Source organism: Arthrobacter sp. efr-133-R2A-120 (assembly GCF_030209835.1).
GTDB lineage: Bacteria > Actinomycetota > Actinomycetes > Actinomycetales > Micrococcaceae > Arthrobacter.
This window is the reverse complement of record NZ_JARVRF010000038.1, coordinates 49,420-75,808: the sequence shown is the minus strand read 5'-3', so window position 1 is coordinate 75,808 and position 26,389 is coordinate 49,420. Positions and strand designations below refer to the sequence as shown.

The 26,389-nt window shown below is 63.6% G+C and carries 27 protein-coding genes; 19 read left to right on the top strand and 8 right to left on the bottom strand.

Annotated features, from left to right (window positions below; genetic code table 11):
* Genes QRN52_RS17615 through QRN52_RS17605 form a run of 3 tightly spaced genes read left to right on the top strand, consistent with a single transcriptional unit; the run spans position 1 to position 2,974 of the window.
* Positions 1-846 carry a sugar phosphate isomerase/epimerase family protein gene (locus tag QRN52_RS17615; protein WP_284754633.1) on the top strand — a complete coding sequence of 282 codons (846 nt, stop codon included), beginning with the start codon at positions 1-3 and terminating at the stop codon, positions 844-846.
* Complete coding sequence (locus tag QRN52_RS17610; protein ID WP_284754632.1) at positions 843-2,066, top strand: Gfo/Idh/MocA family protein; 1,224 nt, start codon at positions 843-845, stop codon at positions 2,064-2,066. The genes QRN52_RS17615 and QRN52_RS17610 overlap by 4 nt, the downstream gene beginning before the upstream one ends.
* Entirely contained in the window at positions 2,063-2,974 is a 912-nt protein-coding gene (locus QRN52_RS17605; protein WP_284754631.1) for a sugar phosphate isomerase/epimerase family protein, read from the top strand. The genes QRN52_RS17610 and QRN52_RS17605 overlap by 4 nt, the downstream gene beginning before the upstream one ends.
* 75 nt (positions 2,975-3,049) lie before the next feature.
* Here QRN52_RS17605 and QRN52_RS17600 read toward each other — a convergent pair whose 3' ends face one another.
* A complete protein-coding gene (locus QRN52_RS17600) occupies positions 3,050-3,691 on the bottom strand; it encodes an NADPH-dependent F420 reductase (RefSeq protein WP_284754630.1) in 642 nt (213 codons plus the stop codon).
* Positions 3,692-3,926: 235 nt separating this feature from the next.
* On the opposite strand from QRN52_RS17600, the gene pyrE reads away from it, so the two are divergent.
* Positions 3,927-4,499, top strand: a complete 573-nt coding sequence (gene pyrE, locus QRN52_RS17595; protein ID WP_268023778.1) for an orotate phosphoribosyltransferase — start codon at positions 3,927-3,929, stop codon at positions 4,497-4,499.
* Between the two features lie 68 nt (positions 4,500-4,567).
* On the top strand, positions 4,568-5,620 hold the full coding sequence (locus QRN52_RS17590; protein WP_284754629.1) for a thioesterase domain-containing protein: 1,053 nt from the start codon (positions 4,568-4,570) through the stop codon (positions 5,618-5,620).
* A 22-nt stretch (positions 5,621-5,642) separates the two neighbouring features.
* Here the strand turns inward: QRN52_RS17590 and QRN52_RS17585 are convergent, their stop codons facing one another.
* Positions 5,643-6,320 (bottom strand): tyrosine-protein phosphatase, encoded by a 678-nt coding sequence (locus QRN52_RS17585; protein ID WP_284754627.1) that lies wholly within the window; start codon positions 6,318-6,320, stop codon positions 5,643-5,645.
* 18 nt (positions 6,321-6,338) lie between these two features.
* Complete coding sequence (locus QRN52_RS17580; protein ID WP_284754626.1) at positions 6,339-7,169, bottom strand: HAD-IIA family hydrolase; 831 nt, start codon at positions 7,167-7,169, stop codon at positions 6,339-6,341.
* A gap of 133 nt (positions 7,170-7,302) precedes the next feature.
* Here QRN52_RS17580 and QRN52_RS17575 point away from each other — a divergent pair, with 133 nt between their 5' ends.
* From QRN52_RS17575 to QRN52_RS17565, 3 genes are read left to right on the top strand one after another with little or no spacing between them, the layout of a single operon-like run.
* Positions 7,303-8,007 carry a TrmH family RNA methyltransferase gene (locus QRN52_RS17575; RefSeq protein ID WP_284754624.1) on the top strand — a complete coding sequence of 235 codons (705 nt, stop codon included), beginning with the start codon at positions 7,303-7,305 and terminating at the stop codon, positions 8,005-8,007.
* Between the two features lie 52 nt (positions 8,008-8,059).
* Positions 8,060-9,175, top strand: a complete 1,116-nt coding sequence (fbaA, locus tag QRN52_RS17570; protein WP_350225161.1) for a class II fructose-bisphosphate aldolase — start codon at positions 8,060-8,062, stop codon at positions 9,173-9,175.
* The gene (locus QRN52_RS17565) at positions 9,175-9,594 is read left to right on the top strand and encodes a DUF3151 domain-containing protein (protein ID WP_284754622.1); all 420 of its coding nucleotides are present in this window, start codon (positions 9,175-9,177) and stop codon (positions 9,592-9,594) included. Before fbaA ends, QRN52_RS17565 begins: the two co-directional genes overlap by 1 nt.
* Before the next feature lie 153 nt (positions 9,595-9,747).
* On the opposite strand, the gene QRN52_RS17560 is transcribed toward QRN52_RS17565, so the two are convergent.
* Together QRN52_RS17560 and QRN52_RS17555 are read right to left on the bottom strand one after the other, a co-directional pair.
* Positions 9,748-10,380 carry a uracil-DNA glycosylase family protein gene (locus QRN52_RS17560; protein ID WP_284754621.1) on the bottom strand — a complete coding sequence of 211 codons (633 nt, stop codon included), beginning with the start codon at positions 10,378-10,380 and terminating at the stop codon, positions 9,748-9,750.
* Between the two features lie 254 nt (positions 10,381-10,634).
* A complete protein-coding gene (locus tag QRN52_RS17555) occupies positions 10,635-12,326 on the bottom strand; it encodes a phospholipase C (RefSeq protein WP_284754620.1) in 1,692 nt (563 codons plus the stop codon).
* 444 nt (positions 12,327-12,770) lie between these two features.
* On the opposite strand from QRN52_RS17555, the gene QRN52_RS17550 reads away from it, so the two are divergent.
* The 10 genes from QRN52_RS17550 (at position 12,771) to QRN52_RS17505 (ending at position 21,902) form a co-directional block, all read left to right on the top strand.
* A complete protein-coding gene (locus QRN52_RS17550; protein WP_059388506.1) occupies positions 12,771-14,060 on the top strand; it encodes an adenylosuccinate synthase in 1,290 nt (429 codons plus the stop codon).
* Positions 14,061-14,454: 394 nt separating this feature from the next.
* Positions 14,455-15,009, top strand: a complete 555-nt coding sequence (locus tag QRN52_RS17545) for an RNA polymerase sigma factor (protein ID WP_284754732.1) — start codon at positions 14,455-14,457, stop codon at positions 15,007-15,009.
* Positions 15,006-15,806, top strand: a complete 801-nt coding sequence (locus tag QRN52_RS17540) for a hypothetical protein (RefSeq protein ID WP_284754619.1) — start codon at positions 15,006-15,008, stop codon at positions 15,804-15,806. The genes QRN52_RS17545 and QRN52_RS17540 overlap by 4 nt, the downstream gene beginning before the upstream one ends.
* Positions 15,807-15,818: 12 nt before the next feature.
* Positions 15,819-16,244, top strand: a complete 426-nt coding sequence (locus tag QRN52_RS17535) for a CoA-binding protein (protein WP_236814520.1) — start codon at positions 15,819-15,821, stop codon at positions 16,242-16,244.
* A 108-nt stretch (positions 16,245-16,352) separates the two neighbouring features.
* Complete coding sequence (locus QRN52_RS17530; protein ID WP_284754617.1) at positions 16,353-17,195, top strand: polysaccharide deacetylase family protein; 843 nt, start codon at positions 16,353-16,355, stop codon at positions 17,193-17,195.
* 59 nt (positions 17,196-17,254) lie between these two features.
* Positions 17,255-17,656: an MmcQ/YjbR family DNA-binding protein gene (locus QRN52_RS17525; RefSeq protein WP_284754616.1), complete on the top strand. Its 402-nt coding sequence runs from the start codon at positions 17,255-17,257 to the stop codon at positions 17,654-17,656.
* Positions 17,657-17,737: 81 nt separating this feature from the next.
* On the top strand, positions 17,738-18,367 hold the full coding sequence (locus tag QRN52_RS17520; RefSeq protein WP_284754615.1) for a hypothetical protein: 630 nt from the start codon (positions 17,738-17,740) through the stop codon (positions 18,365-18,367).
* A 210-nt stretch (positions 18,368-18,577) separates the two neighbouring features.
* A complete protein-coding gene (gene ngcE / locus QRN52_RS17515; RefSeq protein ID WP_284754614.1) occupies positions 18,578-19,987 on the top strand; it encodes an N-acetylglucosamine/diacetylchitobiose ABC transporter substrate-binding protein in 1,410 nt (469 codons plus the stop codon).
* Positions 19,988-19,992: 5 nt separating this feature from the next.
* Positions 19,993-21,009, top strand: coding sequence for a carbohydrate ABC transporter permease (locus QRN52_RS17510; protein WP_459342923.1), 1,017 nt, complete (start codon positions 19,993-19,995; stop codon positions 21,007-21,009).
* A complete protein-coding gene (locus tag QRN52_RS17505; protein ID WP_284754609.1) occupies positions 21,009-21,902 on the top strand; it encodes a carbohydrate ABC transporter permease in 894 nt (297 codons plus the stop codon). Before QRN52_RS17510 ends, QRN52_RS17505 begins: the two co-directional genes overlap by 1 nt.
* Before the next feature lie 99 nt (positions 21,903-22,001).
* Here QRN52_RS17505 and QRN52_RS17500 read toward each other — a convergent pair whose 3' ends face one another.
* On the bottom strand, positions 22,002-22,859 hold the full coding sequence (locus QRN52_RS17500; RefSeq protein ID WP_284754608.1) for a DUF1206 domain-containing protein: 858 nt from the start codon (positions 22,857-22,859) through the stop codon (positions 22,002-22,004).
* 82 nt (positions 22,860-22,941) lie between these two features.
* Between QRN52_RS17500 and QRN52_RS17495 the strand changes: the two genes are divergently transcribed.
* Positions 22,942-23,235: a DUF503 domain-containing protein gene (locus tag QRN52_RS17495; RefSeq protein WP_284754607.1), complete on the top strand. Its 294-nt coding sequence runs from the start codon at positions 22,942-22,944 to the stop codon at positions 23,233-23,235.
* Between the two features lie 82 nt (positions 23,236-23,317).
* Here QRN52_RS17495 and purL read toward each other — a convergent pair whose 3' ends face one another.
* Both purL and purQ read right to left on the bottom strand, forming a co-directional pair.
* Positions 23,318-25,636, bottom strand: a complete 2,319-nt coding sequence (gene purL / locus QRN52_RS17490; RefSeq protein ID WP_284754606.1) for a phosphoribosylformylglycinamidine synthase subunit PurL — start codon at positions 25,634-25,636, stop codon at positions 23,318-23,320.
* On the bottom strand, positions 25,633-26,388 hold the full coding sequence (gene purQ / locus QRN52_RS17485; RefSeq protein WP_284754603.1) for a phosphoribosylformylglycinamidine synthase subunit PurQ: 756 nt from the start codon (positions 26,386-26,388) through the stop codon (positions 25,633-25,635). The genes purL and purQ overlap by 4 nt, the downstream gene beginning before the upstream one ends.
* Position 26,389: the final 1 nt, after the last annotated feature.

The window sequence follows — 26,389 nt, the reverse complement described above, 5'->3', positions numbered from 1 at the left end:
ATGAGCACGCCAGCTGTTGAATGGGAGCTCTCGGGCTTCGGCGACGAGATCGACGACGACCCCAAGATCCAGATTGCCGTGATGCAGGCACTGGGAGCCAACCACATTGAAGTCCGCAGCGCCTGGGGCACCAACATCGTGGACCTTGATGAGGCGCAGCTCCGTGAACTGAAGTCCTTGCTGGATGCCGCGGACATGAAGGTTTCCGCGATCGCCTCGCCGATCGGGAAAGTGGACATGTCCCTCCCCGTCGAACACGAGGTGGAACGGCTCCGCCGCGCAGTCAACGCCGCACAGGTCCTGGAATCCCGCTACGTCCGGATCTTCTCCTTCTACTACGGCGAGGACGTGGCGGTGGAGAGCATCCGGGAAGCGGTCATCGAACGCATGCGTGCCCTCGCGGACGTGGCGGAAGAGTCCGGCGTCGTCCTGCTGCACGAAAACGAGAAGGACATCTATGGGGACATCCCCGAACGGGTCCTGGACATCATCGAAACCGTCTCCTCTCCCGCGCTCAAGGTGGCCTGGGATGCTGCGAACTTCGTCCAAGTGGGCGTCAAGCCTTTCGAGGACGGCTACGCCAAGCTCCGCCCACACCTTGAATACCTGCAGGTGAAGGATGCCTTGTTCTCGAATGCCAGGGTGGTCCCGGCGGGCGAGGGCGACGGCGATGTCCTCCGCACGGTTGAGGCCTTGAAGGCCGACGGGTACACCGGCTTCGCTAGCCTCGAGCCGCACTTGGCCGGCGCCCATGGGCTGGGCGGATTCTCCGGCCCGACCGCGTTTGGCATTGCGGCAAGGGCGTTCGCGAAAGTCCTCAATGAAGCAGGAGTGGAGACGAAGTGAGCGAAGTCGCAAACGCTCCGGGCACTCCCGGCGCCGAGATCCGCGCCGCAATCGTAGGGTGCGGCGTCATCGGCCGCACCCACTCGGCCGCGGTCCGCGAGTTCCCAGAGCTCGTCATCACGGCCCTTGTGGATGTAGTTGCCGAGGCATCCGAGGCGCTTGCCGCCAAGATCGAAGCCCAGGGCGACCCGAAGCCGACAGTTTTCCGCACGCTGGCCGAGGCGCTCGCCGCCGCACCCGTGGACCTGGTCATCATTTCGACGCCCAGCGGCCTGCACATCCAGCAAGCGCTGGAAGCGCTCGACGCCGGCAAGCACGTCGTGATCGAAAAGCCCCTTGACGTTGACTTGAGCAAGGCGGACGAGATCCTGGCTGCGGCCAAGGCCGCCGAGGCCAAGGGTTTGGTGGCCACGGTGATCAGCCAGCACCGTTTCGATCCGGCCAGCCGGGTGGTGGACGAGGCCCGCCGAGCCGGACGCTTCGGTACGCTGACTTCCGCCGTGGCCTCGGTCAGCTGGTGGCGGAGCCAGGGCTACTACGATTCGGGCGCGTGGCGCGGAACCTGGGCCATGGACGGCGGTGGCGCCATCATGAACCAGGGCGTCCACACCGTGGATCTGCTCTTATGGTTCCTCGGCCGGCCCGTTGAGATCAGCGCCAAAACCGCGCTCCTCGCCCACGAAGGCGTTGAGGTGGAGGACACCGCCGTAGCGACGGTCGCCTTCGAGTCCGGTGCCCTTGCCGTGTTGCACGCGACGACGGCGGCGTACCCGGGCTTGACGGTCCGCCTCCAGGTGATGGGCAACAAGGGATCCGCAGTGATCGACAACGACGACCTCGCGTACTTCCACGCGTCCGACGCCGCCGATCCATCGGAAAGCAGCGCCATGGGCATCCTCGGCGGTGGCAACCAGGCCGCCGTCGAGCTCGCCAAATACCCGGACGATACCGTCGAGGCACTGGATCCCACGGTGTACCCGGCTGGACATGTCCGGCAGTACCGCGACATCATCGCGGCGATCCGCGCAGGACGCCCCGCCGGCGTCACCGTCCGTGACGCCGTGACCGCCCTGGCTACCGTGCGTGCCCTGTATGTCTCGGCCACCTTGGGCCAGCCTGTGCTGATCGACGATGTCATAGCCGGCAAGTACAACAACGTGGAGGTCCGCACCGGCGGGACCGCTTCCCACCCGGACGCCCGCGAAGAGGTATCGGCATGAAGTTCTCCGTCTTCACCGCATCCACGCCCGAGTGGTCGCCCCAGGAAGCCGCCACGAAGCTTGCCGCCCAGGGGTGGGACGGCATCGAATGGCGCGTCACGGACCAGGCGGAGGCGGCAGAACCGGGCTTCTGGGCAGGGAACCGTGCTACCTGGCCCATGACGGGCCTGGAAGATTCGATCCCGGAGATTGCCCGCCTCACCGCCGAATCAGGGCTGGAATTCTCCGGCCTCGGCGGCTACGCCCGCTGCGACAACCACGACGACGTCGATCGAGTCCTCGCGGCGACCGCAGCCTTGGGTGCCAAACAAGTCCGAGTGAACGTGCTGCCGCTCGGCAACTCGAACATGGGCGGCCAGGAACCCGCCGGTCTGCCCTACCCGGAGCTCTTTGCGGCAACCCGGGAACACTACGAGTGGGTCGCTTCCCGCGCAGCACACCACGGCGTCAAAGCCCTCGTGGAACTGCACCATGGAACAGTGACGGCCTCGGCCTCCTCGGCCCGTCGGTTGCTGGAAGGTCTGGATCCGCAGCACGTCGGCGTTATCCATGACCTCGGCAACCTACTGATCGAGGGCTGGGAATCACCGTTGCCCGCACTCCAGCTCCTGGGCCCCTATTTGGCACATGTCCATGTGAAGAACGCGCGCTGGGTCCGCACCGGGTCGAAGGACGAATCGGGTGCGGCTGTGTGGGTCAACGAATGGGCTCCCCTGGCCGAAGGCCAAGCAAGTGTCCTCGCCTACTTCCGGGCGCTCGCTGAAGTCGGCTACGACTCGTGGGTCACGCTGGAGGACTTTTCCACCGAGCTTCCCTTGGAAGAACGGACGGCCTCGAACCTGGCGTACGTCCGCAAGGCAGCCGCGTTGGCGGGGTTCGCCGTCGTCGACCCCGCTTCGGCACCCTGACGGGTCCGGTCTTCGGCTCTTAAACACAGCAGCAGCCGCTTGCCTTCTGAGGCAAGCGGCTGCTGCGCTGCGTTTCTAGATGGTGCGCGGTGCCTTGGCCAGGTTGTCCTTCAGTTCCGCAGCGTTCTGCCGCACCACATAGGCCGGGCGGTCACGCTCCACGCGCCAGCTCTCATCAAGCTGCCCGATGTTCACGGTGTCGAAGCCGAACTCGTCGTAGAGCTTCGCCACGAGCTCGGCGGCCTCGGGGTAGTCGCTGGCGGTGGCCAATGCGCGGCGGTTCTCGGTGCCGGACGGGGTTCCGTCTGTGCCGATCTCCTTCGCCATGATGTGGTTGAAGCCCTTGGCGACCTTGGACGTGGGCAAGTGCTTCTGGAGCAGGCCGGACGTGGTGGCCTCTCCCTTGTCCAGCTCCGGGATGCGGCCGTCCCGCTCCCAGTAATAGTTGTTGGTGTCGATCACAATCTTGCCCGCGAGCGGCTCCACGGGAATGTCCTGGTAGCTCCTGAGGGGAACCGTCACGACGGCGAAATCGCCCGCCGCTGCTGCCTCGGCCGGTGTTGCGGCCCGGGCATGTTCGCCAAGCTCCGCCACCAGTTCCGCCAGGGTTTCCGGTCCCCGCGAGTTGCTGATCACTACGTCATAGCCGAGTTCGACCGCTTTGCGGGCGACTTGGCTGCCAATGTGTCCTGCACCGATGATTCCGATTGTTGTCATATTTCCGGCAACACCGCCTCCCGCGCAGATATTTCACAGGTTACGGCGAGTGACGCGGGTCTTCGCGGGGCGCTGGCGACGCGGAATTTTCTCGGCGTCACCCAAAGAGCCTCACGCCCCCGGGATTCCGGTGTCGCCAGGGATTCATCGAGGCGCAGGGCAGGATGCGCGTCGCGGACTTTCCATGACGCCGGCCATTCCCTTGCGTCGAACGGCTTTACGTAGAATGGGCACCATGACTCCCGCTGTTGACACTGCCGCTGCCCGTGCCCGCCTCCTTGAATTGATCAAAGAACTGGCGGTCGTCCGCGGCAAGGTGATCCTTTCCAGCGGTGCCGAGGCGGACTACTACATCGACTTGCGGCGCATCACCCTCCACCACGAGGCTTCGAAGCTGGTCGGCCAGGTGATGCTCTCCATGATCGACGACGCCGGAATCGCCGTTGAGTGCGCCGGCGGCCTGACCATGGGTGCGGACCCGGTCGGTACTGCCGTGATGCACGCCGCCGCCGACGCCGGCCGTGCCGTCGATGCCTTCGTGGTGCGCAAAGCCCAAAAGTCCTACGGCATGGGACGCCAGGTTGAGGGTCCCTCGGTGGAAGGCCGCAACGTCGTGGTCCTCGAGGACACCTCCACCACCGGCGGCTCGGCACTGACCGCCGTCGAAGGCGTCCGCAAGGCCGGTGGCAACGTGGTGGCCGTGGCCGTCATTGTGGACCGCAACACTGGCGCCAAGGAAAAGATCGAGGCCGAAACCGGCGTGCCGTACCTCTTCGCTTTCGGCAAGGACGAGCTGGGACTCGACTAACTCTCCCAAGCCTGAGCGGGTTTCAAGGGGACCGTGTGCCCGTTGTCCGAAGCGCCTAAGCTGGCTGCGTGAACTATCGGGCGGGGAAATTCCCCCGGAATCAGCAGCGCTGGCAGGACCCGGGCTCCCTTGCCCGGGTTCTCCGCCAAGCCGCCGAGCTGAAGAGCTTTTCCCGCCGTTCCTTCCTGATCGGAGCGGGTGCTTCCACGGCCCTCGCAGCGGATATGCTGTTCACCCGCCAGGTCCAGGCGGAACGCCGCACCACCAAGATCCTTCCGGTGGGGGACGATTTTGCCGAGTCGTACTACCCCAACTCGAGTTGGATTCTCTTTCCGGGTTACAAGACCAGCTGGGAAGAGGCCCAATGGATCCTCAACTCGCTCCGCGGTTCGCTCCGGCAGCGGGGCCAGATGGCCGCCGTCGGATACTCCAACCTGGGGTTGGAAGTCGCTGAGGTGGCGGACACAGTGCTGGCCTACATCAATGAGCGAAAGCTGAACACCCTCTATTTCTATGGCCACAGTTTCGGCGGGATGTTGGCCACCGAAGTGGCAGCGCTCCTGCGTGAACGGAACGGCATCGGCGTCAAGCTGATCCTGTTGGATTCTTCGCCGTTCAGTAAATACGACATCCTCGACCAAAGCTGGTTCGACGGCGTGGTGTTCTTGTACGAGAGCGGCTTCCAGGTTCCATCGGTCCTCCGCGGCGGCTATGAGCTGGGCGAACGCGTGGTGAACAAGCACGAACGCACCTGGGGGCAGATCTGGGACCAGACCCTGGAGCAGCTCTCGCCGATCGCGCCGTCGAGCGTCCTGATCCAGAGCGAATCGGACTACATCTACCATTTCGACGGCACGCGGTTTGTCGACAGGCTGGGGGATACCCGCATGGCGTTCATTGGAAACCCGAATGATGACACGGTGAACTACGCGACGGCCCGGGCAGCGTGGGCCAAGACCTTCCCCCTGAACATCGCGTCCACGGGCCGCAGGACCGACGGCGCCCGACCCGCCCATGCGAGCCCCCAGTGGAATCCCTTTATCTACAATCCGATCATCGAAGACCTGGAAAACGATCTCTTTCCGCTGCCGCGGGCCGGCTCGCGGGTGGTGTTCTACTGACCGGTGCTCGCTACAGACGCCGCTACCTGGGCCGCAGTCCATCCAGCTCGGAACCGCTGAGTCCAGCGTCGCGGAGGTAGTCCGCGGCGCTGCCGAACTCGTGCCCGAAACGGTCCAGGAAGTATTCCATCGCAGCTTCGGGGGATTGCAGCAGCATGAGCGAGGGACTGAATGCCTCCTCCGGAACCTCCGGGACTGCCAGCCGCCACGCCGCCGCCATGGTCTCCAGCATCGTGGGGAGGGCAGCGGTGCTTGCGGCGTAGTCCGCCACAACGGCCGCGTGGTGAGCGCCCGTCGCGAGGAGTGCCAAAGCGGATACGACGCCGGTGCGGTCCTTGCCGAGCGAGCAATGGATGAGCGTCCTCTTGCCTTGGGCCGCGGGACGCAGCGATTCGGCCACCCAATCCGGGCGGGTGCGCACCCAGCCAAGGTAGAGCTCGCCAAGGTCTTCGGCCGTGTGGATCGATTGGAGCCCAGCAGAAGCGGTCCGTGGATCGAGGGGGTTCTCCACGAGCTCCACCGCGCCGTTGGCCAGTTGCCACGGCACGATGGCGCGCTCGTACTCGCTCCGGAGATCCACAACCGTCTGGATGCCATGAAGTTCCAGGAAGTCGGACGTCGCCGCGGTGTCCATGCCAAACGGCTGGCTGCCCCTCAGGATACGGCCACCGGCCAGGGACCGGAGGTTCAGCACAGCCATGGCACCAGCCCCTTTTCCTTAAATTTGGTTCTTGAGGTCCGCTACCGAGTTCAGGACCTGGTTAGGCCGGAACGGGAAGGCCGCGATGTCCTCGCGCTGGGTGATGCCGCTGAGCACCAGGACGGTGTGCAGCCCGGCTTCCATGCCCGCGATGATATCGGTGTCCATGCGGTCACCGATCATTGCCGTTGTCTCCGAGTGGGCGTCGATCTGGTTCATCGCGGAACGGAACATCATGGGGTTCGGCTTGCCCACAATGTATGGCTCGCGGCCGGTCGCCTTGGAGATGAGCGCGGCGATGGCGCCGGTGGCGGGCATCGGTCCGTCCTTCGAGGGGCCGGTGGCATCCGGGTTGGTGGCGATGAAACGCGCCCCGGCGAGGATCAGCCGGATGGCCATGGTGATCGCTTCGAACGAGTAAGTACGGGTTTCGCCGAGCACCACGAAGTCCGGGTTCTGGTCGGTGAGGATGAAGCCGGCCTCGTGCAGCGCCGTCGTGAGCCCTGCCTCTCCGATCGTGTAGGCGCGGTTCCCGGACTCCGAGCCCTGCACTTGGTCCTTGAGGAATTGTGCCGTGGCCAAGGCCGACGTCCAGATGTTCTCCTCCGGGATTTCCAAGCCGGAAGAGCTCAGCCGGGCCGCCAGGTCCCGCGGCGTGAAGATGGAGTTGTTCGTGAGGACGAGGAATCGCTTGGAGGTGTCCACCCAGCGCTGGATCAGTTCAGCCGCTCCGGGGACCGCCTGGTTTTCGTGGACGAGGACACCGTCCATATCCGTGAGCCAGCATTCGATTTCATGTCCGTTGCGGTAAAGGGTTGAGCTCTTGGGGGCCTCGGTTGCGTTCTCCATGCTTTTCCTCCGCGTAGTGGCTGTTTCTCGTCCCAAGTCTTTCATCTTTCGGTCTCCGAGACACCCGGGTGTCCTGCGTTACAGCACTGGGTTTCGGCGCCGCGGGCAGTGCTGCCCGGGCTAGGGTTGAGTAGTGACTGACCGGCCCCAGAACCCTGCCCCCACCGACTCCACTCCCGTCGCGTCTGCCGAGGGTGAGTCCGAAGCGAAACCCGAGGTCGGCGTCGGGCCCTGGGAAGGCGACTGGCCGGAAGGCGAGCATTGGGACCCGGACCTCCTGGCGGACGGCGACCGCCGGAACGTGGTGGACAAGTACCGGTATTGGAAGCACGAAGCGATCGTCGCGGACCTGGACGCCCACCGGCACGATTTCCACATTGCCATTGAGAACTGGCAGCACGACCTGAACATCGGCACCGTGGTGCGTACCGCCAATGCGTTCCTCGCCAAGGAGGTCCACATCATCGGACGACGCCGGTGGAACCGTCGCGGGGCCATGGTCACCGACCGCTACCAGCACGTACGCCACCACCCCACCGTGGAGGACTTCGTGGAGTGGGCGCAGGGGGAGGGGCTGGCTATCATCGGCATCGACATCTTCCCGGATTCAGTACCGCTGGAAACCTACGACCTTCCGCGCAACTGCGTGCTCGTGTTCGGGCAGGAAGGCCCCGGCCTGACTCCCGAGGTGCACGACGCCGCCGTCGCCACCCTTTCGATCGAGCAGTACGGCTCCACGCGGTCGATGAACGCGGCCTCGGCCGCAGCCATTGCCATGCACGCCTGGATCCGCCGGCATAACTTCGGCCAGAGGGTTTCCTCAGGGGGCACCTCTTAGGGGGCACCGCAACAGTCCGCAAGTGTTACCCGTCTCCGTGACCGGAAACACGATGTCGGATTCTTCAGTCGCTAGGATGGTGCCTAGCCGTATAGGTCTACTCCAGGGTCAACAAAACCCACAGACGAAAATCAGCATAGGAGTCAGCATGCCCATCGCAACCCCAGAGATTTACTCCGAGATGATCGACCGCGCGAAGGCCGGTGGATACGCGTTCCCGGCAGTGAACGTCACCTCGTCGCAGACCCTGAACGCCGCCATCCGCGGCTTTGCCGAGGCCGAGTCGGACGGCATCATCCAGGTCTCCACCGGTGGTGCGGCTTACTGGTCCGGCGCCTCCGTCAAGGACATGGTTGCCGGCTCCCTGGGCTTCGCGGCTTTCGCCCGCGAGGTCGCCAAGAACTACAACGTGAACATCGCCCTGCACACGGACCACTGCCCGCAGGACAAGCTGGCTGATTTCGTACTGCCGCTGCTGGCTGCTTCCGAGGAAGCCGTCAAGGCCGGCAAGGACCCGATCTTCAACTCGCACATGTGGGATGGCTCGCACGAGACCCTGGAAGACAACCTGCGGATCGGCCGTGAACTCCTGGAGCGTGCGGCTGCGGCCAAGATCATCCTTGAGGTTGAAATCGGCACGGTCGGCGGCGAGGAAGATGGCGTCGAGAACGAGATCAACGAAAAGCTCTACACCACCACCGCAGACGCCCTCGCCACCATTGAGGCCCTCGGTGCCGGCGAGAACGGCCGCTACCTGACCGCCCTCACCTTCGGCAACGTGCACGGCGTGTACAAGCCGGGCAACGTCAAGCTCCGCCCCGAGCTGCTCAAGCAGATCCAGGCCGAGGTCGGTGCCAAGATCGGCAAGGAAAACCCGTTCGACCTCGTCTTCCACGGCGGCTCCGGTTCCACCGAGCAGGAAATCGCGGATGCTGTTTCCTACGGTGTCATCAAGATGAACATCGACACCGACACCCAGTACGCGTTCACCCGCCCGGTTGCCGGACACATGTTCTCGAACTACGACGGCGTCCTGAAGGTCGACGGCGAAATGGGCAACAAGAAGACCTATGACCCCCGCGTCTGGGGCGCCTCCGCCGAGGCCGGCATGGCTGCCCGCATCGTGGAAGCCGCGAAGCAGCTCGGTTCGGTCGGCAAGACCTTCTAATGTCCGACGAATTCCGCAAGAACCTGATGGGCCCGGAGCCCACGCTTCTTCCTGCCGAGACCGAGGTGTACCAGCACCTTGCGTTGGGGCAGGAGGCCCTGGACCTCGTAGCCAAGTACCCTACATCTTCGTTGCTGTGGGCAATCCTGGCCGAGGAAGCCTGGGCTGAAGGCCGGACCATCGATTCCTACGCGTATTCCCGCGTGGGTTACCACCGCGGACTGGATTCGCTGCGCCGTAACGGTTGGCGCGGCGTCGGGCCCATCCCGTGGGAGCACGAGCCCAACAGGGGATTCCTGCGCGCTCTGTATTCCCTCGGCCGGGCATCCGCCGCCATCGGCGAAGCTGAGGAACCGGAGCGGATCCAGAAGTTCCTGAACGACTCCGATCCCGCCGCGAAGGCAGCGATCGAAGGCTAGGACAAACTGAGTTAAACGCCGACGGCGGCCGCCCACCGGGAAGGTGGGCGGCCGCCGTCGCGCTTTCCCCACCCAACTGACTCGCAGTTAACGTCGTTATGAGGCGTCAAAACGACAACAAATGCGAGGTAGTTGGGTCGGGCTTTAAAGGTCCTAGGAGACCGGGGTGAGGCCTGTCCGGGCCATGGCCTCGGCGTAGGCGCCATGGATGATGTCGAGGTATTCCTGCTGGCGCGCGGGGGAGCCGGCGAAGGAGCGTCCGCCCAGCGAGCGGACCTTGAATGTCTTGAAACCACGGCGGTGGATGCTCTGCGGCGCGGCCTTCATGAGCTGGTCTGCCAAACGATGGGCTTCATTGCCGTGGGCCACCAGGGCGGAGGTGCGCGGCGCGATCGCGAGCAGGCGGAGGAGCGGCTTGAGGCCTTCGGTGATGTTGGCGGGAGTCAGCTTGCCCGGTTCGCCGTCGGGCTCGATCCACGGGTAAACGTTCCACGGCATCATGAGTTCCGGACGCAGGCCCAACTGCCACTGCATTCCCAGCATGCGGGCCGTGGCATCCGCGTCACCCGGGACGATGAAACCCGAGCCCTCCGTGGTGCGGGTGTTGGAGAAAAGGCTGATGATGCGGCATTCGTCAACGCTGTGGGCGGGGTCCACGTAGAGGACTTCGCTGCCCGGCTTCTGTTCTTTGAGGGAATCGCAAAGCCCGGTGACCTCGGCAATGTGGGGTTCGAAACGTCGGTTCCAGAGCTGCTCTTCGGGTAATTCAGTCGCCAGGTCTTGCATATGGGCTTGGGTCTCCTACGTGTAGCAAGGCGCACTTATCCGGCCGGGAGCGGTTGGCCACGACCGGTCAGATTGGGTGCAGTGTTGGGGGCTGGTTAACTCTACCGGAACGGCGATGACCTGTGGGGTGAATCGGGAGATCTGTGGTGGGTCTCTCGACGGCGGGAGCCGGCTTCCGGCATGATGCGGCACCGCATTAACTGAAACGGCACCGTCCCGATGGATTCGGGACGGTGCCGTTTCTGAAATGCCTGCTACTGCTTGTTCTCGTTCTGGTCGTCGCTTTCCTTGGTCCGGGAGACCACGGTGCCGTTCGATTCGTTGAGGATGAGCTTCACGTCCCGCCCGTTGTCAAAGTTGAACATCGCGTTGATGGATCCGGCCTTGGCGTCTGCCGAGGAGTCGCCGATCTGGCCGGTGTGCCAGTTGTCCTCGATGAAGCGAAGGATGGATGACTGGTCCGTCTGGGTGTGGTCCACGAAGTTCTTCTTCGCGAAGGGCGAGATCACCACGAGCGGCTGGCGGGGGCCGGGGCCGCAACGGTCGGCATAGCCTCCGGCCATCGGGACACCTTTGTTGTAGGCGTTGAGGCACCATGCGGCGTCGTCGGTGGTGTTGGAGGAGTTCTTCACGCCGGCCGCGACATGGTCGTACCAGCCGTCAGAGTCATCGTACGCCAGGACGATGGCAGTGTTTTCCCAGTTCTTCGAGTTCTGGATGGCGTTCACCTGCTGCGTGATGAACTTCTGCTCATCCAGGGGATCGGAGTAGCCGGCGTGGCCGTCCTGGTAGTTTCCCGCCTTCAGGAAGGAGACGGCAGGCATGTTGTCCGAGTTGACCACTTTGGCGAAGTCCGTGGTGTCGTACTGGTGGTTGGCCTGGCCGTTGTGTCCGATCTCGTCCACGCTGGCCGGAGCAAGGTGGTGCGGGTTGGACGTTGACTTGTAGTACTGGAACGGCTGGTGGTGCGGGTTGTAGTCCGTCACGGTGGCACCGGCAATGTTGGTGTGGGTGGTCATGCAGGCTGCAGGGGTGGTGTCCGTGGCCGGCGTCGTCGGGGCGAAGCCGCCCTGGAACCAGCCCCAGCTGACGCCCTTGTCGTTGAGCAGGTCGCCGATGTTCTTGCCCTGCATGCCGGCAAGGTTGTTCTTGCTCGCGTGGCTCTTGTTGGAGCAGTCGTCATAGACCGGATCCGGGTCTTCCGTCATGGTGCCGACGCCGTTGGCGTCAGGGAACTTGACTGTGTAGTCGCTGCTCGCGGGTGTGACCGGCTGTCCGGCGGCGGTGAATTCGGTGACGCCGTGGGTCTGGCCGGACACGAGGTTGAGCGCGCCGGGGCTGGACGGGCCGAAAACGGTGCTGAAGTGGGAGTCGCTCATGGCGAAGTTCTGGGCATAGTTCCAGATCCCGGTCACAGTGTTGCCGTCGTAATAGTCCATGGTGAGGCCCGGACGGCCGAACTGGCCACCAGAACAGGTATCCATGCTGGTGTTCTCGACGAACTTGTTCATCAGGCCACCGTTGTAGGCCTTCTGCTCCGCGGTGTATTCATGGTCCTGGTCGCACGTGATTGCCTGGCCGGGCGTCAGACGCTGGGGCTGGACCGAGTTGGGATTGTTGGGTGCCAACAGCTTGTCGTTGGCGAGGGTGGCGATGTTCTTCGGCGTGTTCTTGGCCGCCGTGAACGCCGGAGCTGCTGCGCCGGTGCCTTGCTGGGCTTCGCCGGGGGTGTTGGCCGCTTGCGGATATGTCGCGAAGTAGTGGTCGAAGGAGACGTTTTCGCCGAAAATTACGACGACGTGCTTGATGGGAGTCGCGGTTCCCTTTTGGTCGCTATTGGCAGAGGCCGGCGTCATGCCGAACCCGATCATGCCGGCAGCGATCGTGGATGCTGCGAGTGCTGTCGCCCCGCTGGCCAGCAAAAAGCGCTTGTTTCGAGTTTTCAAGGGGTTCCCTTCGGATTCACGAGCAGTGCCCACCCAACTGACTCGCATTTGTTGTCGTTTAGAGGGCTCATAACGACAACAAATGCGAGTCAGTTGGGAGTGTTGGGGGTAAGGATTCACAAAGAATGTAGCCGCTCGCCTGGGGCCCGAAGGCCGATTTGGGAGCTCAAAGCGGACTGTTTGGGAAGAGTTCATATTCTGCTAACAGGGAACTTCGAGTGCGCCATCACTGTGTTCATGTCGCCCTCCGGTCGTGTGACAACGGGTCCCAGAGCCACATCGGCTAAACTTGGCTGGTAAGAGCCCCGGAACTCTTGCTGATCCCGCCGGTGAACTTTTGCGAAAGTCTGCGGGCAGGGCCGAAAGATTCGGGGCGTTCTCATGTACGGCGCTGAGCCTTGGTGATCCCGCCAGGACCGGCCCGAAAGAATGGGGGAGGATCCCATGCCAGCTATCGTGATCGTCGGAGCCCAGTGGGGCGACGAAGGCAAAGGCAAAGCAACCGACCTGCTCGGTGGCCGCGTTGACTACGTGGTCAAGCCCAATGGCGGCAACAACGCCGGGCACACCGTTGTGGTGGGCGGTGAGAAGTATGAGCTCAAGCTCCTTCCTGCCGGCATTCTGAGCCCGAACGCGATTCCGATCATCGGCAACGGCTGTGTGGTGAACCTTGAGGCGCTGTTCCAGGAGATCGACGGCCTGGAAGCCCGCGGCGCCGACACGTCCCGTTTGCGCGTCTCGGCCAACGCCCACCTCGTAGCGCCGTACCACCAGGTGTTGGACAAGGTCACGGAGCGCTTCCTCGGCAGCCGCGCCATTGGCACCACCGGCCGGGGCATTGGCCCGGCCTACATGGACAAGGTGGCCCGCCTGGGTATCCGCGTCCAGGATGTCTTCGATGAGTCGATCCTCCGCCAGAAGGTGGAAGGCTCCCTGCGCCAAAAGAACGAGCTCCTGGTCAAGGTCTACAACCGCCGCAATGTGGTGGTGGACGAGATCGTGGAGTATTTCCTGTCCTACGCCGAGCGCCTGCGGCCGCTGGTCATTGACAGCACCTTGGTCCTCAACAACGCACTGGATGAGGGCAAGGTGGTCCTCATGGAAGGCGGCCAGGCCACGTTCCTGGACGTCGACCACGGCACCTACCCGTTCGTGACGTCATCCAACCCGACAGCCGGCGGCGCGTCTGTTGGCTCGGGTATCGGACCTACCCGCATCTCGCGCTCCATCGGCATCATCAAGGCCTACACCACCCGCGTCGGCGCAGGTCCGTTCCCCACGGAACTCTTCGACGAGATGGGCATGTACCTGCAGAAGACCGGCGGCGAGTTCGGCGTCAACACCGGCCGCCCGCGCCGCTGCGGTTGGTACGACGCCGTCCTGGCCCGCCACGCCTCCCGCGTCAACGGCTTCACGGATTACTTCGTCACCAAGCTGGACGTTCTCACGGGCATCGAGCAGATTCCGGTCTGCGTGGCCTACGACGTCGACGGCGTCCGCCACGACGAAATGCCCATGACCCAGACCGAATTCCACCACGCGGTGCCGATTTTCGAGTACTTCGACGGCTGGACCGAGGACATCACCGGCGCTAAGACGCTGGAAGACCTGCCCGAGAACGCCCGCAGATATGTGCTGGCCCTCGAGAAGCTCTCCGGCACGCGCTTCTCCGCGATCGGCGTCGGCCCGGACCGGGACCAGACGATCGTGGTGCACGACCTCATCGAGGACTAGTCACCAAAGCCGAATCACGACGACGGCGGGTCGCCCTTTCAGGGGCGGCCCGCCGTCGTCGTTTCCGCGCCAAACGAGCCAAAAAACAGGCGTGAAAAAAACTTTTGGAATCCGCGTAACCCTTTGGGGTGCCCCGACGATTACCTCTTTGAAAGGCCGAGCTGAAATTTGTCCCCCATCATGTTTCAGCTCGGCCCTTTTTCATGTCTGAGGGGGTTTCGTGGATGTGCAGAATGTCTTGGAGAGGCAGGCCTCCGCAACCGAAGGCTGGTCCTTGGGCATAGCGGGAGCAGCGGTTAAGCTAGGTGGGGTTGCCCGGCCCTGCGGCGTTTGGGCGGCACCGAGGATCTCGCTTGGATCCGGACGATCGCTCCTCAACGAAAGCCACGCTTCAGTGACCGACGCCTTGACCGATGCAGCATTGCTGGCCCTTCGAGGCCGGGAAGTTGAACTGTTCAGCGCCGTCTATCAGGCCTTCGCGGGCCAGGTGCTCGGCTACCTGACAGCAAAAGGTGTTTCGGATCCCGAAGCTGTCACACAGGACGTTTTTCTTGCCGTCCTGCCGCGCGTTGACACGATCACGGGCGGCGTCAGCGGTCTGCGCACCTTTGTATTCTCGGTGGCCCACGCCCGGATGGTGGATGGCCACCGCCGGCAAAGCAGGGCGCCTGAGCACCACGAGTTTGAACCTGAGCGTGACACGCGCCAGTCGAGTTCGGCGGAATCCGAAGCGATGGATCGTGTGGCGCCCGGCGAAGTCCTGGCGCTACTGGATCTCCTTCGAGAAGATCAGCGGGAAGTCCTGACGCTTCGTATCGTTGCCGGTCTGACCGTGGACCAGGCAGCTGAAATCATGGGGAAAAGCCAAGGCGCAGTCAAGCAATTGCAGCGCCGGGCGTTGAAAGCACTCCGCGAGCACTCGGTAGTAAAGGAATACGTGGCCCCATGATGCGTTGGGATTGCAAGGATATTGACCGCGACGCGGTCATCCTCGAGCTCATGCTTGAGGCTGGCCTCACGGACACCCCCGAACTCACGGACTCGTTGAAAGCGCTGGAATCGTTTGCGTCCATGCCCGCGCCGGTCCCAGGGCCCGCACTCGCGGCGATGCTGGCTGGCCCGGCAGCGGGTGACAACCCTCCCCTCGACGAGCTCGGCAAACGGCGTCAGTTGCGCAAGCATCGCCCCGTCGTCATTGGTGCAGCCGTCCTGACCGCCATGGGCTTGGGTGTTGGTGGCGTTGCGGCCGCGAGTGGCGGATTCAGCAAGGGAACCCCGGAATTCATGCAGACGCTGATCTCCGGCTGGGCGCCGGGTTGGACTAGTGCTCCGCCGTCGCTGGTTCCTCCAGCCCCCGCCCAGGACTCCCCGAAGGTCACGACGCACCCGGCTCCCGTCGATGTGCCGCCGGCGGCACCCCTGATGGCAGGCCCTTCGGCCGACCCAGGGGCGTCCGCTCCGGCCAGCGCCGGCGAGGCGGTGCACGAGCCAGCAGCGCCAGAAGCCGTTCCCGCTCCCGGACGCCAGCAGGCCGAGGGGCAGTCCGAAGCCCCGAAGGCAGCAGCACACACGGAGCCTAAGAACGACCCCCAGGGAATCCTCCCGCCGTCCAACATCCCCTCCACGGCGACTGCGAAGGATCTCCAAAACGGGGTCCAACAAGCCGTGCAGGGCACCCAGGACGACGTGTCCCTGAGGCCTGCCGGAGCTTCGCTGCGTTGGCTCCTGGGACTGCTATCCCGCTAGTAGGCTTGAGCTATGACACATGTCAACGATCCGGCAGTCATTGACCGGCTTATGCGAACAAAGGGCCGCTGGGCAATCGTGGGACTCAGCACGAATGAGTGGCGCTCAGCGTTCGAAGTAGCCCTCTACGTTCGCGACACCATGGGCATGGAGATCATCCCGATCAACCAAAAGGGCGAAGACGTCCACGGCGAGACCGGCTACAAATTCCTTGCCGACGTGCCGTTCGAGAAGCAGCCCATCGACGTCGTCGACTGCTTTGTGAACTCCTCGCGCGTCGGTGCGGTAGTGGACGAAGCGATTGCCGTGGGAGCGAAAGCCGTATGGCTCCAGCTCGGAGTAATTGACGAGGACGCAGCGGAACGGGCCAAAGCTGCGGGCCTGGACGTAGTGATGAACGCTTGTCCAGCACAGATGGGCTGGCGGAGCGGCATCTAGCGGCAGCCGACGGCGACGCCAGCACCGCAGGTCCAGTTAGCATCGCTTTCTGTTAACCGGCCGCTGGTATGTTTCGGGTGCAATCACCCTTCGAGACCAGGAATCCCCATGTGTGACGACCACCCCTCCACCGCCAGCCGACGCACCGCGCTCGGGCTCCTCGGGGCTTCCCTCGTAGCCGGGCTGGGAGCATGCGCCGCCCCCGGAACCCCGTCGGCAGAAGGCCCGACGGCGGCCCCCGGCGCGGCGGGCCCGTCGCCGTCGTCGTCCGCAAGCACCGCAATGAGCCCCACGCCGAGCCCCGCAGGCCCCGGGCGGCTACGGAACCCCTTCGACCCGGACTTCACGTTGCCGCCGATCCAAGGCGGACTGGCGCCCGTGATTACCAAGATCCCCACCAAACATCCCGTGGTGTTCCTCACGATCGACGACGGACTGGTCAAATCGCCGGAGAGCGTCCGGCTCCTCAAGGAGAACGACTACCCGGCGACCCTGTTCCTGACGAGCAACACGGTCCGCGACAACCCTGCATTCTTCAAGGCGTTCATGGCGCAGGGGAGCCTGGTTGAAAACCATACGGTCAGCCACAACGTCAACATGACCACGCAATGGGGTTACCAACGGCAGCTTGATGACATCGCAGGCATGCAGGATTTCGCCGTCCAGCAATACGGCCGCAAGCCCACCCTGTTCAGGCCTCCCGGAGGTGCCTATTCGACGGCTATGCGGCAAGCCGTGGCCGCCGCCGGCCTGAAGGCGATCATCACGTGGGAGGCAAAGGCCAATGCCGGGCGCATGGACTACCAGTACGGAAATTCCCTCCGTCCCGGCGACATCGTCCTGATGCACTTCCGCCCCGAATTCGCCGCGGACTTCGAGGCGTTCCGCTCGGCACAAGTGGCTGCCGGCCTGGAAGTGGTGCTTCTCGAGGACTTCCTGGGCGTTGCGTGACCTGGGCGTTGCGTAAGGCGGTCGGTCCGCTAATCGTCCTACTCCGCTAGTCTCGCTACATGGACGCTGCCACACTCCGCCAAATCTGCCTTGGCTTCCCAGGGAGTTATGAAGACTTCCCGTTCGGCCCGGAAACGTCGGTTTTCAAGGTCCGATCAGCCGTGTCCGGCGGATCCAAGCAGGAAGGCAAGATGTTCGCCGCGTCTGCTTTGGATGACCAGAACTTGGCAGTAAGCCTCAAATGCGATCCCGCCCTGGCCGCGCAGCTTCGCTCGGCCCATCCTGAAATCACCGGGGCCTGGCACATGAACAAGACGCACTGGAACGGGGTGCGCTTGGACGGTGACCTCCCCGACGCCATGATCCGGGACATGGTGGAGGACTCGTACGACCTGGTGGTTTCTTCGTTGACCCGCAAGCAGCAGGCGCAACTGGGCTGGGCCCGGCTGGCCAAGGACTGACACGCGGACCCTGTCTGCTGCTTCGGCTAGATTGTGAGTGGACCGCGCCTTCCATCCCTCGAAGCAATCAGGAGGAGCCAGATGCTGGAACAAAAGACCCTCGATGAGCTGTGGAATTTTGAGGACCCCGCGTTGTCGGAAGCCCGCTTCCGCGAAGCCATGACTGATCCGGCCTACGACGCCTTTGAACGGGCCGAGCTCGCCACCCAATTGGGCCGGGCCATCGGACTCCAGGGCCGCTTCGAGGAGGCGGATGCCCTCCTGGACGCCCTCGACGCCGAAGAGGAGCCAACCATTGCGGTGCGGATCCTCCTGGAGCGCGGCCGCCTGCTCAACTCGGCGGGCCACCCGGCCATGGCCGTTCCGCTCTTTGAACAGGCCGCCGAGATGGGAGACCTTCTGGGTGAAGATTTCCTCGCTGTGGACGCACTTCACATGCTGGCCATCGCGGACTCCGGGCACCAGGAATCATGGACGCGCAGCGCGCTTGAGTACGCCTCCGCCGTCGACGATTCCCGCACCAAACGGTGGATGGTTTCACTGCACAACAACCTCGGTTGGGCGATGTACGACGACGGGCGGCGCACCGAGGCGATGGTGGAGTTCCAGCTCGCTGAGCAGTGGGCCGAGCGGGTAGGAACCGAGCAACAGCAGCAATGGGCGCGCGAGGCCATCGCCCAGTGCGCAAAATCCTTGAATTTACGGGGCTAAACGGCCCAAATGACCCCTCTGGAACGGAAGGATTGTCAGATCACATTTTGACAAAAGTTGATTGAAACTGCCCCAAAATATTGCTTTTCAATCACTCGTGGTGAAGTATGTCACACGAAGGGCGCGTCGCAGCGGCGGTGCCCGGACCGATCGACTGCCGGCCGAGGCGCCGTCAGAGTTCGGTACTACGAGTCTCTGGAGGGTTTTAGGATGAACGTTCAGCAGCAGTCCTTTGCACGGCGCGGTTTCCTCCGCGGCGCGCTTGCCGCGGCCGTGCTTGTGCCGTTGGCCGGCTCGATGGCCTCCTGCGCAGCCGGTGGCGGCGGAGGATCCACCGGTCCTACGGGGACCGTTTCAGATACCAATCCGTTCGGCATGGCAGACAAGTCCACCGTTGACGCCGTGATTTTCAAGGGCGGCTACGGAATCGACTATGTTGACTTCGCGGGCAAGGCCTTCGAAAACGCACATTCAGGTTCCACCGCCAAGATTTCCCCCTCCACCGATATCGCGCAGGAGCTCCAGCCGCGATTCGTCGGTGGCAACCCCCCGGACCTGATCGACAACTCCGGAGCCAAGGCAATCGGCTTCAGCACCATCCTGGCCCAGCTCGAAGACCTCACCAGCGTGGTCGAGGCCAAGAACCTCGAAGGCAAGGTCATCAAGGACACCCTCTACGCTGGAGTGCTCGCCCCGGGTACTTTCAATGGCAAGCTGGCCGCCCTGAACTACGTGCTGACTGTTTACGCCATGTGGTACTCGGATTCATTCCTCAAGGACAACGGCTGGACCGTGCCGAAGACCTGGGATGAGATGTACGCACTCGGCGAACAGGCCAAGGCCAAAGGCAAGTACCTGTTCGTCTGGGGCAAGGAAGCAGCCACCTACTACCAGGAAATGGCTATCGCCTCCGCCATCAAGGAAGGAGGCAACGACGTTCGCCTTGGCCTCGAAAACCTCAAGGCGGACGCTTGGTCCCACCCGGCGATCCAGAGCGTCTTCACCGCCTTGGGCAAGATCGTCAAAGCGGGCCACTTCAAGCCAGGTGGCTCGGGTACGCAGTTCACCGCAGCGCAGGCGCAGTGGAGCAACGCCCAGGAAGCCGTGTTCTACCCGTCCGGATCGTGGATCGAAAACGAGATGAAGGACCAGACCAAGTCCGGATTCAAGATGACCGGCGTTCCTGTTCCTACCGTGACCTCGGGATCCAAACTTCCGTACGAGGCCATGCACAGCGCTTCCGGCGAGCCCTTCGTTGTTCCCTCCCAGGGCAAAAACGTTGCTGGCGGCAAGGAATTGCTGCGTGTCATGCTGTCCAAGGATGCTGCCACCAACTTCGCCAAGACCAAGCTGGCCCCTACCATCGTCAAGGACACCGTTCCCGCCGATGGCTTCGGTTCCACCGCCCTGGTTTCCCAGACCAAGCTGCTCAGCGATGCTGGATCGAACATCTTCACGTGGAACTTTGTTGACCTCTATGGGATGAACAAGGACCAATTGGTTGTGTGGAACACGTTCCTCGATGGAAAGTCCGATGTCGCCACGCTGACGTCGGACCTGCAGAAGATTACCGACAAGGTCCGCAACGACAGCTCGGTCACGAAGATTGAAGTGAAGTGACTTTAGTGAAAGCGAAAACACTCCGGGTCGGCGACGGTGCGTCCGCCGTCGTCGTTCCGGATACCGCACCACCCGTCTACAAGAGGCGGCGCAAGCCCCTGACGTTCGACAAGATCAGCTTCTTTGTGGTCTTCCTTGGCGTACCCCTGGCCATCTACCTCCTGTTTGTGATCTGGCCATTCATCCAGGCCTTCGGCTACTCCCTGACCGACTGGTCGGGCTTCTCCCCCAAGCAAAACTTCATCGGACTTCAGAACTACCAGAAGCTCTTCACGGACGACATCTTCATGAAGGCCATGGGGAACAACATCCTGTTGGTCATCTTCCTGCCCATCATTACCATCGTCCTCAGCCTGGTGCTGGCCACCTTGGTGACCGTGGGGGGCAGCAGCAAAGGCCAGATCAAGGGCCTGCGCAACTCCAGTTTCTACCGGGTTGTCTCCTTCTTCCCCTACACGATTCCCGCAATTGCCATCGGCATCATGTGGGGCCAGATCTACGATCCTTCCGGAGGCCTGCTGAACGGCATCCTCACGTCCCTGGGCATGGACCAGTTCAAGTCCTACGCATGGCTCGGCGACAAGAACACCGCCATGATCGCCACGATGTTCGTGATCGTGTGGGGCTTCATCGGCTTCTACATGGTGCTGTTCGTCGCGGGCATCAAGGGGATACCTGCCGAGCTGTTCGAGGCCGCCAGGATTGACGGGGCAGGGCGTTTCCGCACTGCAGTGTCCATCACTATCCCGCTGATCCGGGACAACATCCAGACCGCCTACATCTACATGGGAATCCTGGCGCTGGACGCCTTCGTCTACATGGCGGCCCTGAACTCCGGCGGTGGACCGGACAACTCCACCTTGGTGATGTCCCAGCAGCTCTTCTTCACCGCCTTCACCAAGGGCCAGTTCGGCCTGGCCAGCGCCATGGGCGTTGTGCTCGCCGTAGCCACCCTGATCTTCTCCGGCCTCGTGTTCCTGGTCAACAGGCTCACTGGTGGCGACAAGGATGTGTCCCTCTGATGACTACAAAAATTGCCAGCCAGGAAATGAAGTCCTTGCACTTCAACCCCCGCAAGCCAGCCATGACCAAGGGAGACAGAGCGGTGGGCGCCGTTTCGCATACGGCCCTCAGTATCTGGTCGCTCATCGTGATCCTGCCACTGCTGTGGACTTTCATGTCCTCCTTCAAGACATCGAGCGAGATCTTCGCCTCGCCGTTTGCTTTGCCCTCGCAATGGCGTTTCGACAACTACGTCCGGGCGTGGACCGAGGCTGGAATCGGGAGCTACTTCCTCAACTCTGTGATCGTCGTCGGGTCCGCTTTGGTGATTGTCATGGTGCTCGGCGCCATGTGTGCCTATGTCCTGGGGCGTTATGTCTTCTTCGGCAGCAAAGCGATCTACTACCTCATGCTTGCCGGGCTCACCTTCCCGATCTTCCTAGCCATGGTGCCGTTGTTCTTCGTCATGCGGAACATCGGCTTGTTGAACACTTTGCCGGGCCTCATCCTGGTGTACGTCGGGTTCGCGCTTCCGTTCACGGTGTTCTTCCTTTTCTCCTTCTTCAAGTCGCTCCCTCACGAAATCACGGAGGCGGCCGCTTTGGACGGAGCAGGCGAGTGGCGGACGTTCTTCCAGGTCATGTTGCCGATGGCCAAGCCGGGACTCGCCTCCGTGGCCATCTTCAACTTCCTGGGCCTGTGGAACCAGTTCCTGATTCCGGTGGCCATCAACGCGGCCGGACCGCGCGTGCTGTCCCAGGGCCTCGCGGCCTTCGCTGGCCAGATGGGTTACGCGGTGGACTTCGGCGCCCTGTTCGCGGCCGTCACCGTCACGGTTGTTCCGGTGCTGATCGTCTACATCATCTTCCAGCGCCAGCTTCAGGGATCCGTGTCTCAAGGCACATCCAAGTAGCACAACCTAGCTAGATAAGCGCCCGACGGCGGTTCCCACCTTTGGTGAGGACCGCCGTCGGGCGTTTCTGCCAGCTGCCGACAGGCACAGCGCCCGCCTTCAGAGCCGCTGGTAGCGGGAACGGAACAGGGAGTAGAGACCGTAGGCCATGAGTCCGAGGCTCACGAACACCAGGACCCATCCGCCAAAGGGCTGTTTGAGGAAGGCCTTGAGGGCCGAGTCGAGGCCGCCTTGTTGGGAAGGGTCGTGCGCCGCTGTGGCGATCAGGATGAGCAAGCCGACGGCGCCGAGCGCCACTCCTTTTGCGCAATAGCCCACTACGCCCAGCACCGTGAACGCATCTCCCAGGAGTCCGGACGGTTTTCCCCTCAGGTTCTTTTCGTACTTGCGAGTGATCCCCAGGAAAATGTACGTGCCTGCGGCTGCCAGCAGCGCCACCCCGATGATCACCAGGAGGACGGTGCCGGGAGTGCTGGACATGAGGTCCGCACTGGCCGAGCGGGATTTCTCGCTGCTGCTGCTCGGACGGCTGAGCGCAAAGCTGCCGAAGGTCGCCGCCGCCACAGCGAAGACGATCGCCTGTCCGGCAGCCTTGAGCCGATTCATCCAAGGCTTCGAGCTGCCGCCCCCGCTCCACCCCATCACGGCGTCGCTCGCCATGTAGAGCGCGAGCACACCGCAGGCCACCAGTCCTGCCCACAGAAGGACGACGCCGCCAGGCGTGGCAGCCAACTGGCCGACCGCACCGCTTTGGTCGGCTTGGCCGGATGCACCCAGCGCGATCCCCAAAGCAATGGCCCCGATCAGGAGATGTATCAGCCCTAAGGCGACGAAGCCGGCCCGCGCCACTACCCGGACGGTCCGCGAATCCTTGGCGTCGTCTACCGCGTCTTCTACCGAGTCGGCGCCCCGGGAAACTGCGTTGCGGGCCTTGTTCGTATGATCGTCTGCGCCCATGGGAACTCCTTTGGTCTGCCCTCATCTTGCCACCGCGGGCTCCGGTGCGGGAGGGCGCGCGACTAGTGGATACGATGGGCGCATGTGGATCGCCTGGATCGAGTTCGACATCCTCCTCGGCGAGGTGCACAGCCTGAAGGAGAAACGCTCGCTCGTGCGTCCGCTGATCGCCGAGTTGAAACGGCGTTTCGAGGTCTCTGCCGCCGAGACCGGGCACTTGGACCAGCACCGCCGTGCGCTCATCGGCGCAGGCGCCGTGGCAGCAGACCGCGCGCATCTCGTGGAGGTGCTCGACGCCGTCGAACGCTTCGTTGCCGCGCGCCCCGAACTGGAGCTCCTGAGCGCCCGGCGCCGGGACCTCCACAGCGAAGACTGAAAACACAACGCGGGGTCACTTACGGCCCATCCCGAGGGGATTCTTGGGCCGTAAGTGACCCCGCGTTGGGGGTTGCCAGGTGCTAGCCGAAGTACTTCGGCAGCGTGGCCTCGTGGGCTTCGTTGAGAGCGTCCACGGACAGTTCGTCCACGCCGTTGATCTCCAGCTTGCCGCCGGCAGCGTCGACGACGCCGATCCGGAGGTGGGCGAAGCCGCGGGCGGTGCACATGTCCTTGAAGCGTACTTCCTCGGAGCGCGGAACGGACACAATGGCCCGGCCCTGGGACTCGGAGAACAGCGCCGTGAACAGGTCCACGCCATCGCGCTCCAGGAGTTCCTCCAGCGCAATCCGGGCGCCGACGCCGTAGCGCAGTGCGGATTCCACCAGCGCAGCGGCAAGGCCACCCTCGGAGAGGTCGTGCGCGGCGTCGATCATGCCGTCGCGCGAAGCGTTGATGAGGATTTCGCCTAGCTGGCGCTCGATGGACAGGTCAACCTTCGGCGGCAAGCCACCGAGGTGTCCGCGCAGGTTGGACCATTCCGAACCGTCCAGTTCCGCGGCCGTGGTGCCCAGCAGGTAGATGGCCTGGCCATCTTCCTTCCAGCCGGACGGGGTGCGGCGCGCGACGTCGTCGAGCTTGCCCAGCACGGCGACCACGGGGGAGGGGTGGATCGGCACGGTACCGGTCTGGTTGTACAGCGAGACGTTGCCGCCGGTGACCGGGACGCCCAGTTCCATGCACGCGTCCGACAGGCCACGAATGGACTCGGCCAGCTGCCACATGACGTCCGGATCCTCGGGGGAGCCGAAGTTGAGGCAGTCGCTGACGGCCATCGGGACCGCGCCGGAGGTGGCGACGTTGCGGTACGCCTCGGCCAATGCCAGCTGTGCACCGTGGTACGGGTCGAGGTAGGTGTAGCGGCCGTTGGCATCGGTAGCGAGAGCCACGCCCAGGCCGGTTTCCTCGTCCACGCGGACCACGCCGGCGTCGTCCGGGAACGCCATGGCGGTGTTGCCGCCGACGTAGCGGTCGTACTGCTTGGTGATCCAGGCCTTGCTGCACATGTTCGGCGAAGCAATGAGCTCTGTGATGGCCGCGGCCAGTTCCCCCGAGGTGGAGGGTCGGCCGGCGTCCTGCACGGAGCCCGTGAAAGTATCGGCCTGCACGGAATCCTGCCACGAGGGGCGGGCAAACGGGCGGTCGTAGACCGGACCGTCGTGGGCAACGGTGCGCGGGTCGACGTCGACAATGACTTCGCCTTCCCACGTGATGATCAGGCGGCCGGTGTCGGTCACTTCGCCCAGCCAGGAGTACTCCACGGCCCACTTGTCCATGACAGCTTCGAACGCGGCGATGTTCTCAGGAGTGACAACAGCCATCATGCGTTCCTGCGACTCGGACATCAGGATTTCGCCCGGGGTCAGGGTGGGGTCACGCAGCAGGACTGAGGTCAGCTCAACCTGCATGCCGCCGTCGCCGTTGGAAGCGAGCTCGGACGTGGCGCAGGAGATGCCCGCAGCGCCGAGGTCCTGGATACCCTCAACGAGCGAACCCTTGAACAGTTCCAGGCAGCACTCGATGAGCACCTTCTCGGCGAAGGGGTCGCCCACCTGGACGGCGGGGCGCTTGGAGGGCTTGGTGTCGTCGAACGACTCCGAGGCCAGCACCGAGGCGCCGCCAATGCCGTCGCCGCCCGTGCGTGCACCGAACAGGACCACCTTGTTGCCCTTGCCGGAGGCGTTGGCCAGGCGGATGTCTTCGTGGCGCATGACGCCGACGGCCAGAGCGTTGACCAGCGGGTTGCCCTGGTACACGGAATCGAACACCATTTCGCCGCCAATGTTCGGCAGGCCTAGCGAGTTGCCGTAGCCACCGATGCCAGCCACTGCACCGTGCATCACACGGGCGGTGTCCGGGTGGTCGATGGCGCCGAAACGCAGCGGATCCATCACGGCCACCGGGCGGGCGCCCATGGAGATGATGTCGCGGACAATGCCGCCGATGCCGGTCGCAGCACCCTGGTAGGGCTCCACGAACGACGGCGAGTTGTGGGACTCGATCTTGAACGTCACGGCCCAGCCGTCGCCAAGGTTGGTGACGCCGGCGTTTTCGCCGATGCCCACGAGCATGTCCTTCTTCATTTCCTCGGTCACCTTTTCGCCGAACTGGCGCAGGTGGTTCTTCGAAGACTTGTAGGAGCAGTGCTCGCTCCACATGACGGAGTACATGGCGAGCTCGGCGCCGGTGGGGCGGCGGCCCAGGACCTTGACGACCTCGTCGAACTCGTTCTGCTTGAGGCCGAGTTCGGCCCAGGGGAGCTCGGTGTCCGGGGTCTTCGCGGCGTTCTCGACGGTGTCGATGTTGAACTTCTTGCCAACGGTTTCAGCTGAGGTGGTCACTGTGCGCCTCCCACGATCTTGTTCAGGACGGAAGTGAAGAAGCCCAAGCCATCCGTGCCGGCGTTGGACTCCGGACCGAACCCGGGCTCCACCGCGTGCTCTGGGTGCGGCATGAGGCCCACTACGTTGCCGGCGGCGTTGCTGATGCCGGCAATGTCGCGGCGTGAACCGTTCGGGTTCCAGCCGACATAGCGGAACACGACGCGGCCCTCTGCCTCAAGGGCGTCCAGGGTCTTGTCGTCCGCGATGTACTGGCCATCCTGGTTCTTCAGTGGAACCGTGATTTCCTGACCGGCCTCGTAGTCCGAGGTCCACAAGGTGTTGTTGTTCTCCACGCGCAGGACCTGGTCGCGGCACAAGAACTTCAAGTGGTCGTTCTTGATCATGGAGCCCGGGAGCAGGTGCGACTCGGTCAGGATCTGGAAGCCGTTGCAAATACCCAACACGGGCAGCTTGGCGTCGCTGTTGGCAGCATCGATGATGCGGGACATCAGCGGAGCGAAGCGCGAAATGGCGCCGGCGCGCAGGTAGTCGCCGTAGGAGAAACCGCCCGGGATGACGACGGCGTCCACGTCGGCAAGGTGGGTGTCCGCATGCCAGAGCGCGACGGCGGTGCCGCCTGCGAGGCGGACCGCACGGGCGGCGTCGCGGTCGTCAAGGGTGCCGGGGAAGGTGACGACGCCGATTTTGGCCCCGCCCAAATGGGGTTCGACGGCCACGGGGGCTCCGCCGATCAAAGGAAGTTCAGTCATG

Coding starts and splice junctions, on each gene's coding strand:
- pyrE (WP_268023778.1), top strand. CDS start 3,927: ATGACTCCCGCTGTTGACACTGCCGCTGCCCGTGCCCGCCTCCTTGAA.
- QRN52_RS17530 (WP_284754617.1), top strand. CDS start 16,353: ATGTGTGACGACCACCCCTCCACCGCCAGCCGACGCACCGCGCTCGGG.
- ngcE (WP_284754614.1), top strand. CDS start 18,578: ATGAACGTTCAGCAGCAGTCCTTTGCACGGCGCGGTTTCCTCCGCGGC.
- QRN52_RS17605 (WP_284754631.1), top strand. CDS start 2,063: ATGAAGTTCTCCGTCTTCACCGCATCCACGCCCGAGTGGTCGCCCCAG.
- QRN52_RS17565 (WP_284754622.1), top strand. CDS start 9,175: ATGTCCGACGAATTCCGCAAGAACCTGATGGGCCCGGAGCCCACGCTT.
- QRN52_RS17505 (WP_284754609.1), top strand. CDS start 21,009: ATGACTACAAAAATTGCCAGCCAGGAAATGAAGTCCTTGCACTTCAAC.
- QRN52_RS17535 (WP_236814520.1), top strand. CDS start 15,819: ATGACACATGTCAACGATCCGGCAGTCATTGACCGGCTTATGCGAACA.
- QRN52_RS17585 (WP_284754627.1), bottom strand. CDS start 6,320: ATGGCTGTGCTGAACCTCCGGTCCCTGGCCGGTGGCCGTATCCTGAGG.
- QRN52_RS17600 (WP_284754630.1), bottom strand. CDS start 3,691: ATGACAACAATCGGAATCATCGGTGCAGGACACATTGGCAGCCAAGTC.
- purQ (WP_284754603.1), bottom strand. CDS start 26,388: ATGACTGAACTTCCTTTGATCGGCGGAGCCCCCGTGGCCGTCGAACCC.
- QRN52_RS17580 (WP_284754626.1), bottom strand. CDS start 7,169: ATGGAGAACGCAACCGAGGCCCCCAAGAGCTCAACCCTTTACCGCAAC.
- QRN52_RS17500 (WP_284754608.1), bottom strand. CDS start 22,859: ATGGGCGCAGACGATCATACGAACAAGGCCCGCAACGCAGTTTCCCGG.
- QRN52_RS17495 (WP_284754607.1), top strand. CDS start 22,942: ATGTGGATCGCCTGGATCGAGTTCGACATCCTCCTCGGCGAGGTGCAC.
- QRN52_RS17560 (WP_284754621.1), bottom strand. CDS start 10,380: ATGCAAGACCTGGCGACTGAATTACCCGAAGAGCAGCTCTGGAACCGA.
- QRN52_RS17525 (WP_284754616.1), top strand. CDS start 17,255: ATGGACGCTGCCACACTCCGCCAAATCTGCCTTGGCTTCCCAGGGAGT.
- QRN52_RS17520 (WP_284754615.1), top strand. CDS start 17,738: ATGCTGGAACAAAAGACCCTCGATGAGCTGTGGAATTTTGAGGACCCC.
- QRN52_RS17540 (WP_284754619.1), top strand. CDS start 15,006: ATGATGCGTTGGGATTGCAAGGATATTGACCGCGACGCGGTCATCCTC.
- QRN52_RS17615 (WP_284754633.1), top strand. CDS start 1: ATGAGCACGCCAGCTGTTGAATGGGAGCTCTCGGGCTTCGGCGACGAG.
- fbaA (WP_350225161.1), top strand. CDS start 8,060: ATGTCGGATTCTTCAGTCGCTAGGATGGTGCCTAGCCGTATAGGTCTA.
- QRN52_RS17550 (WP_059388506.1), top strand. CDS start 12,771: ATGCCAGCTATCGTGATCGTCGGAGCCCAGTGGGGCGACGAAGGCAAA.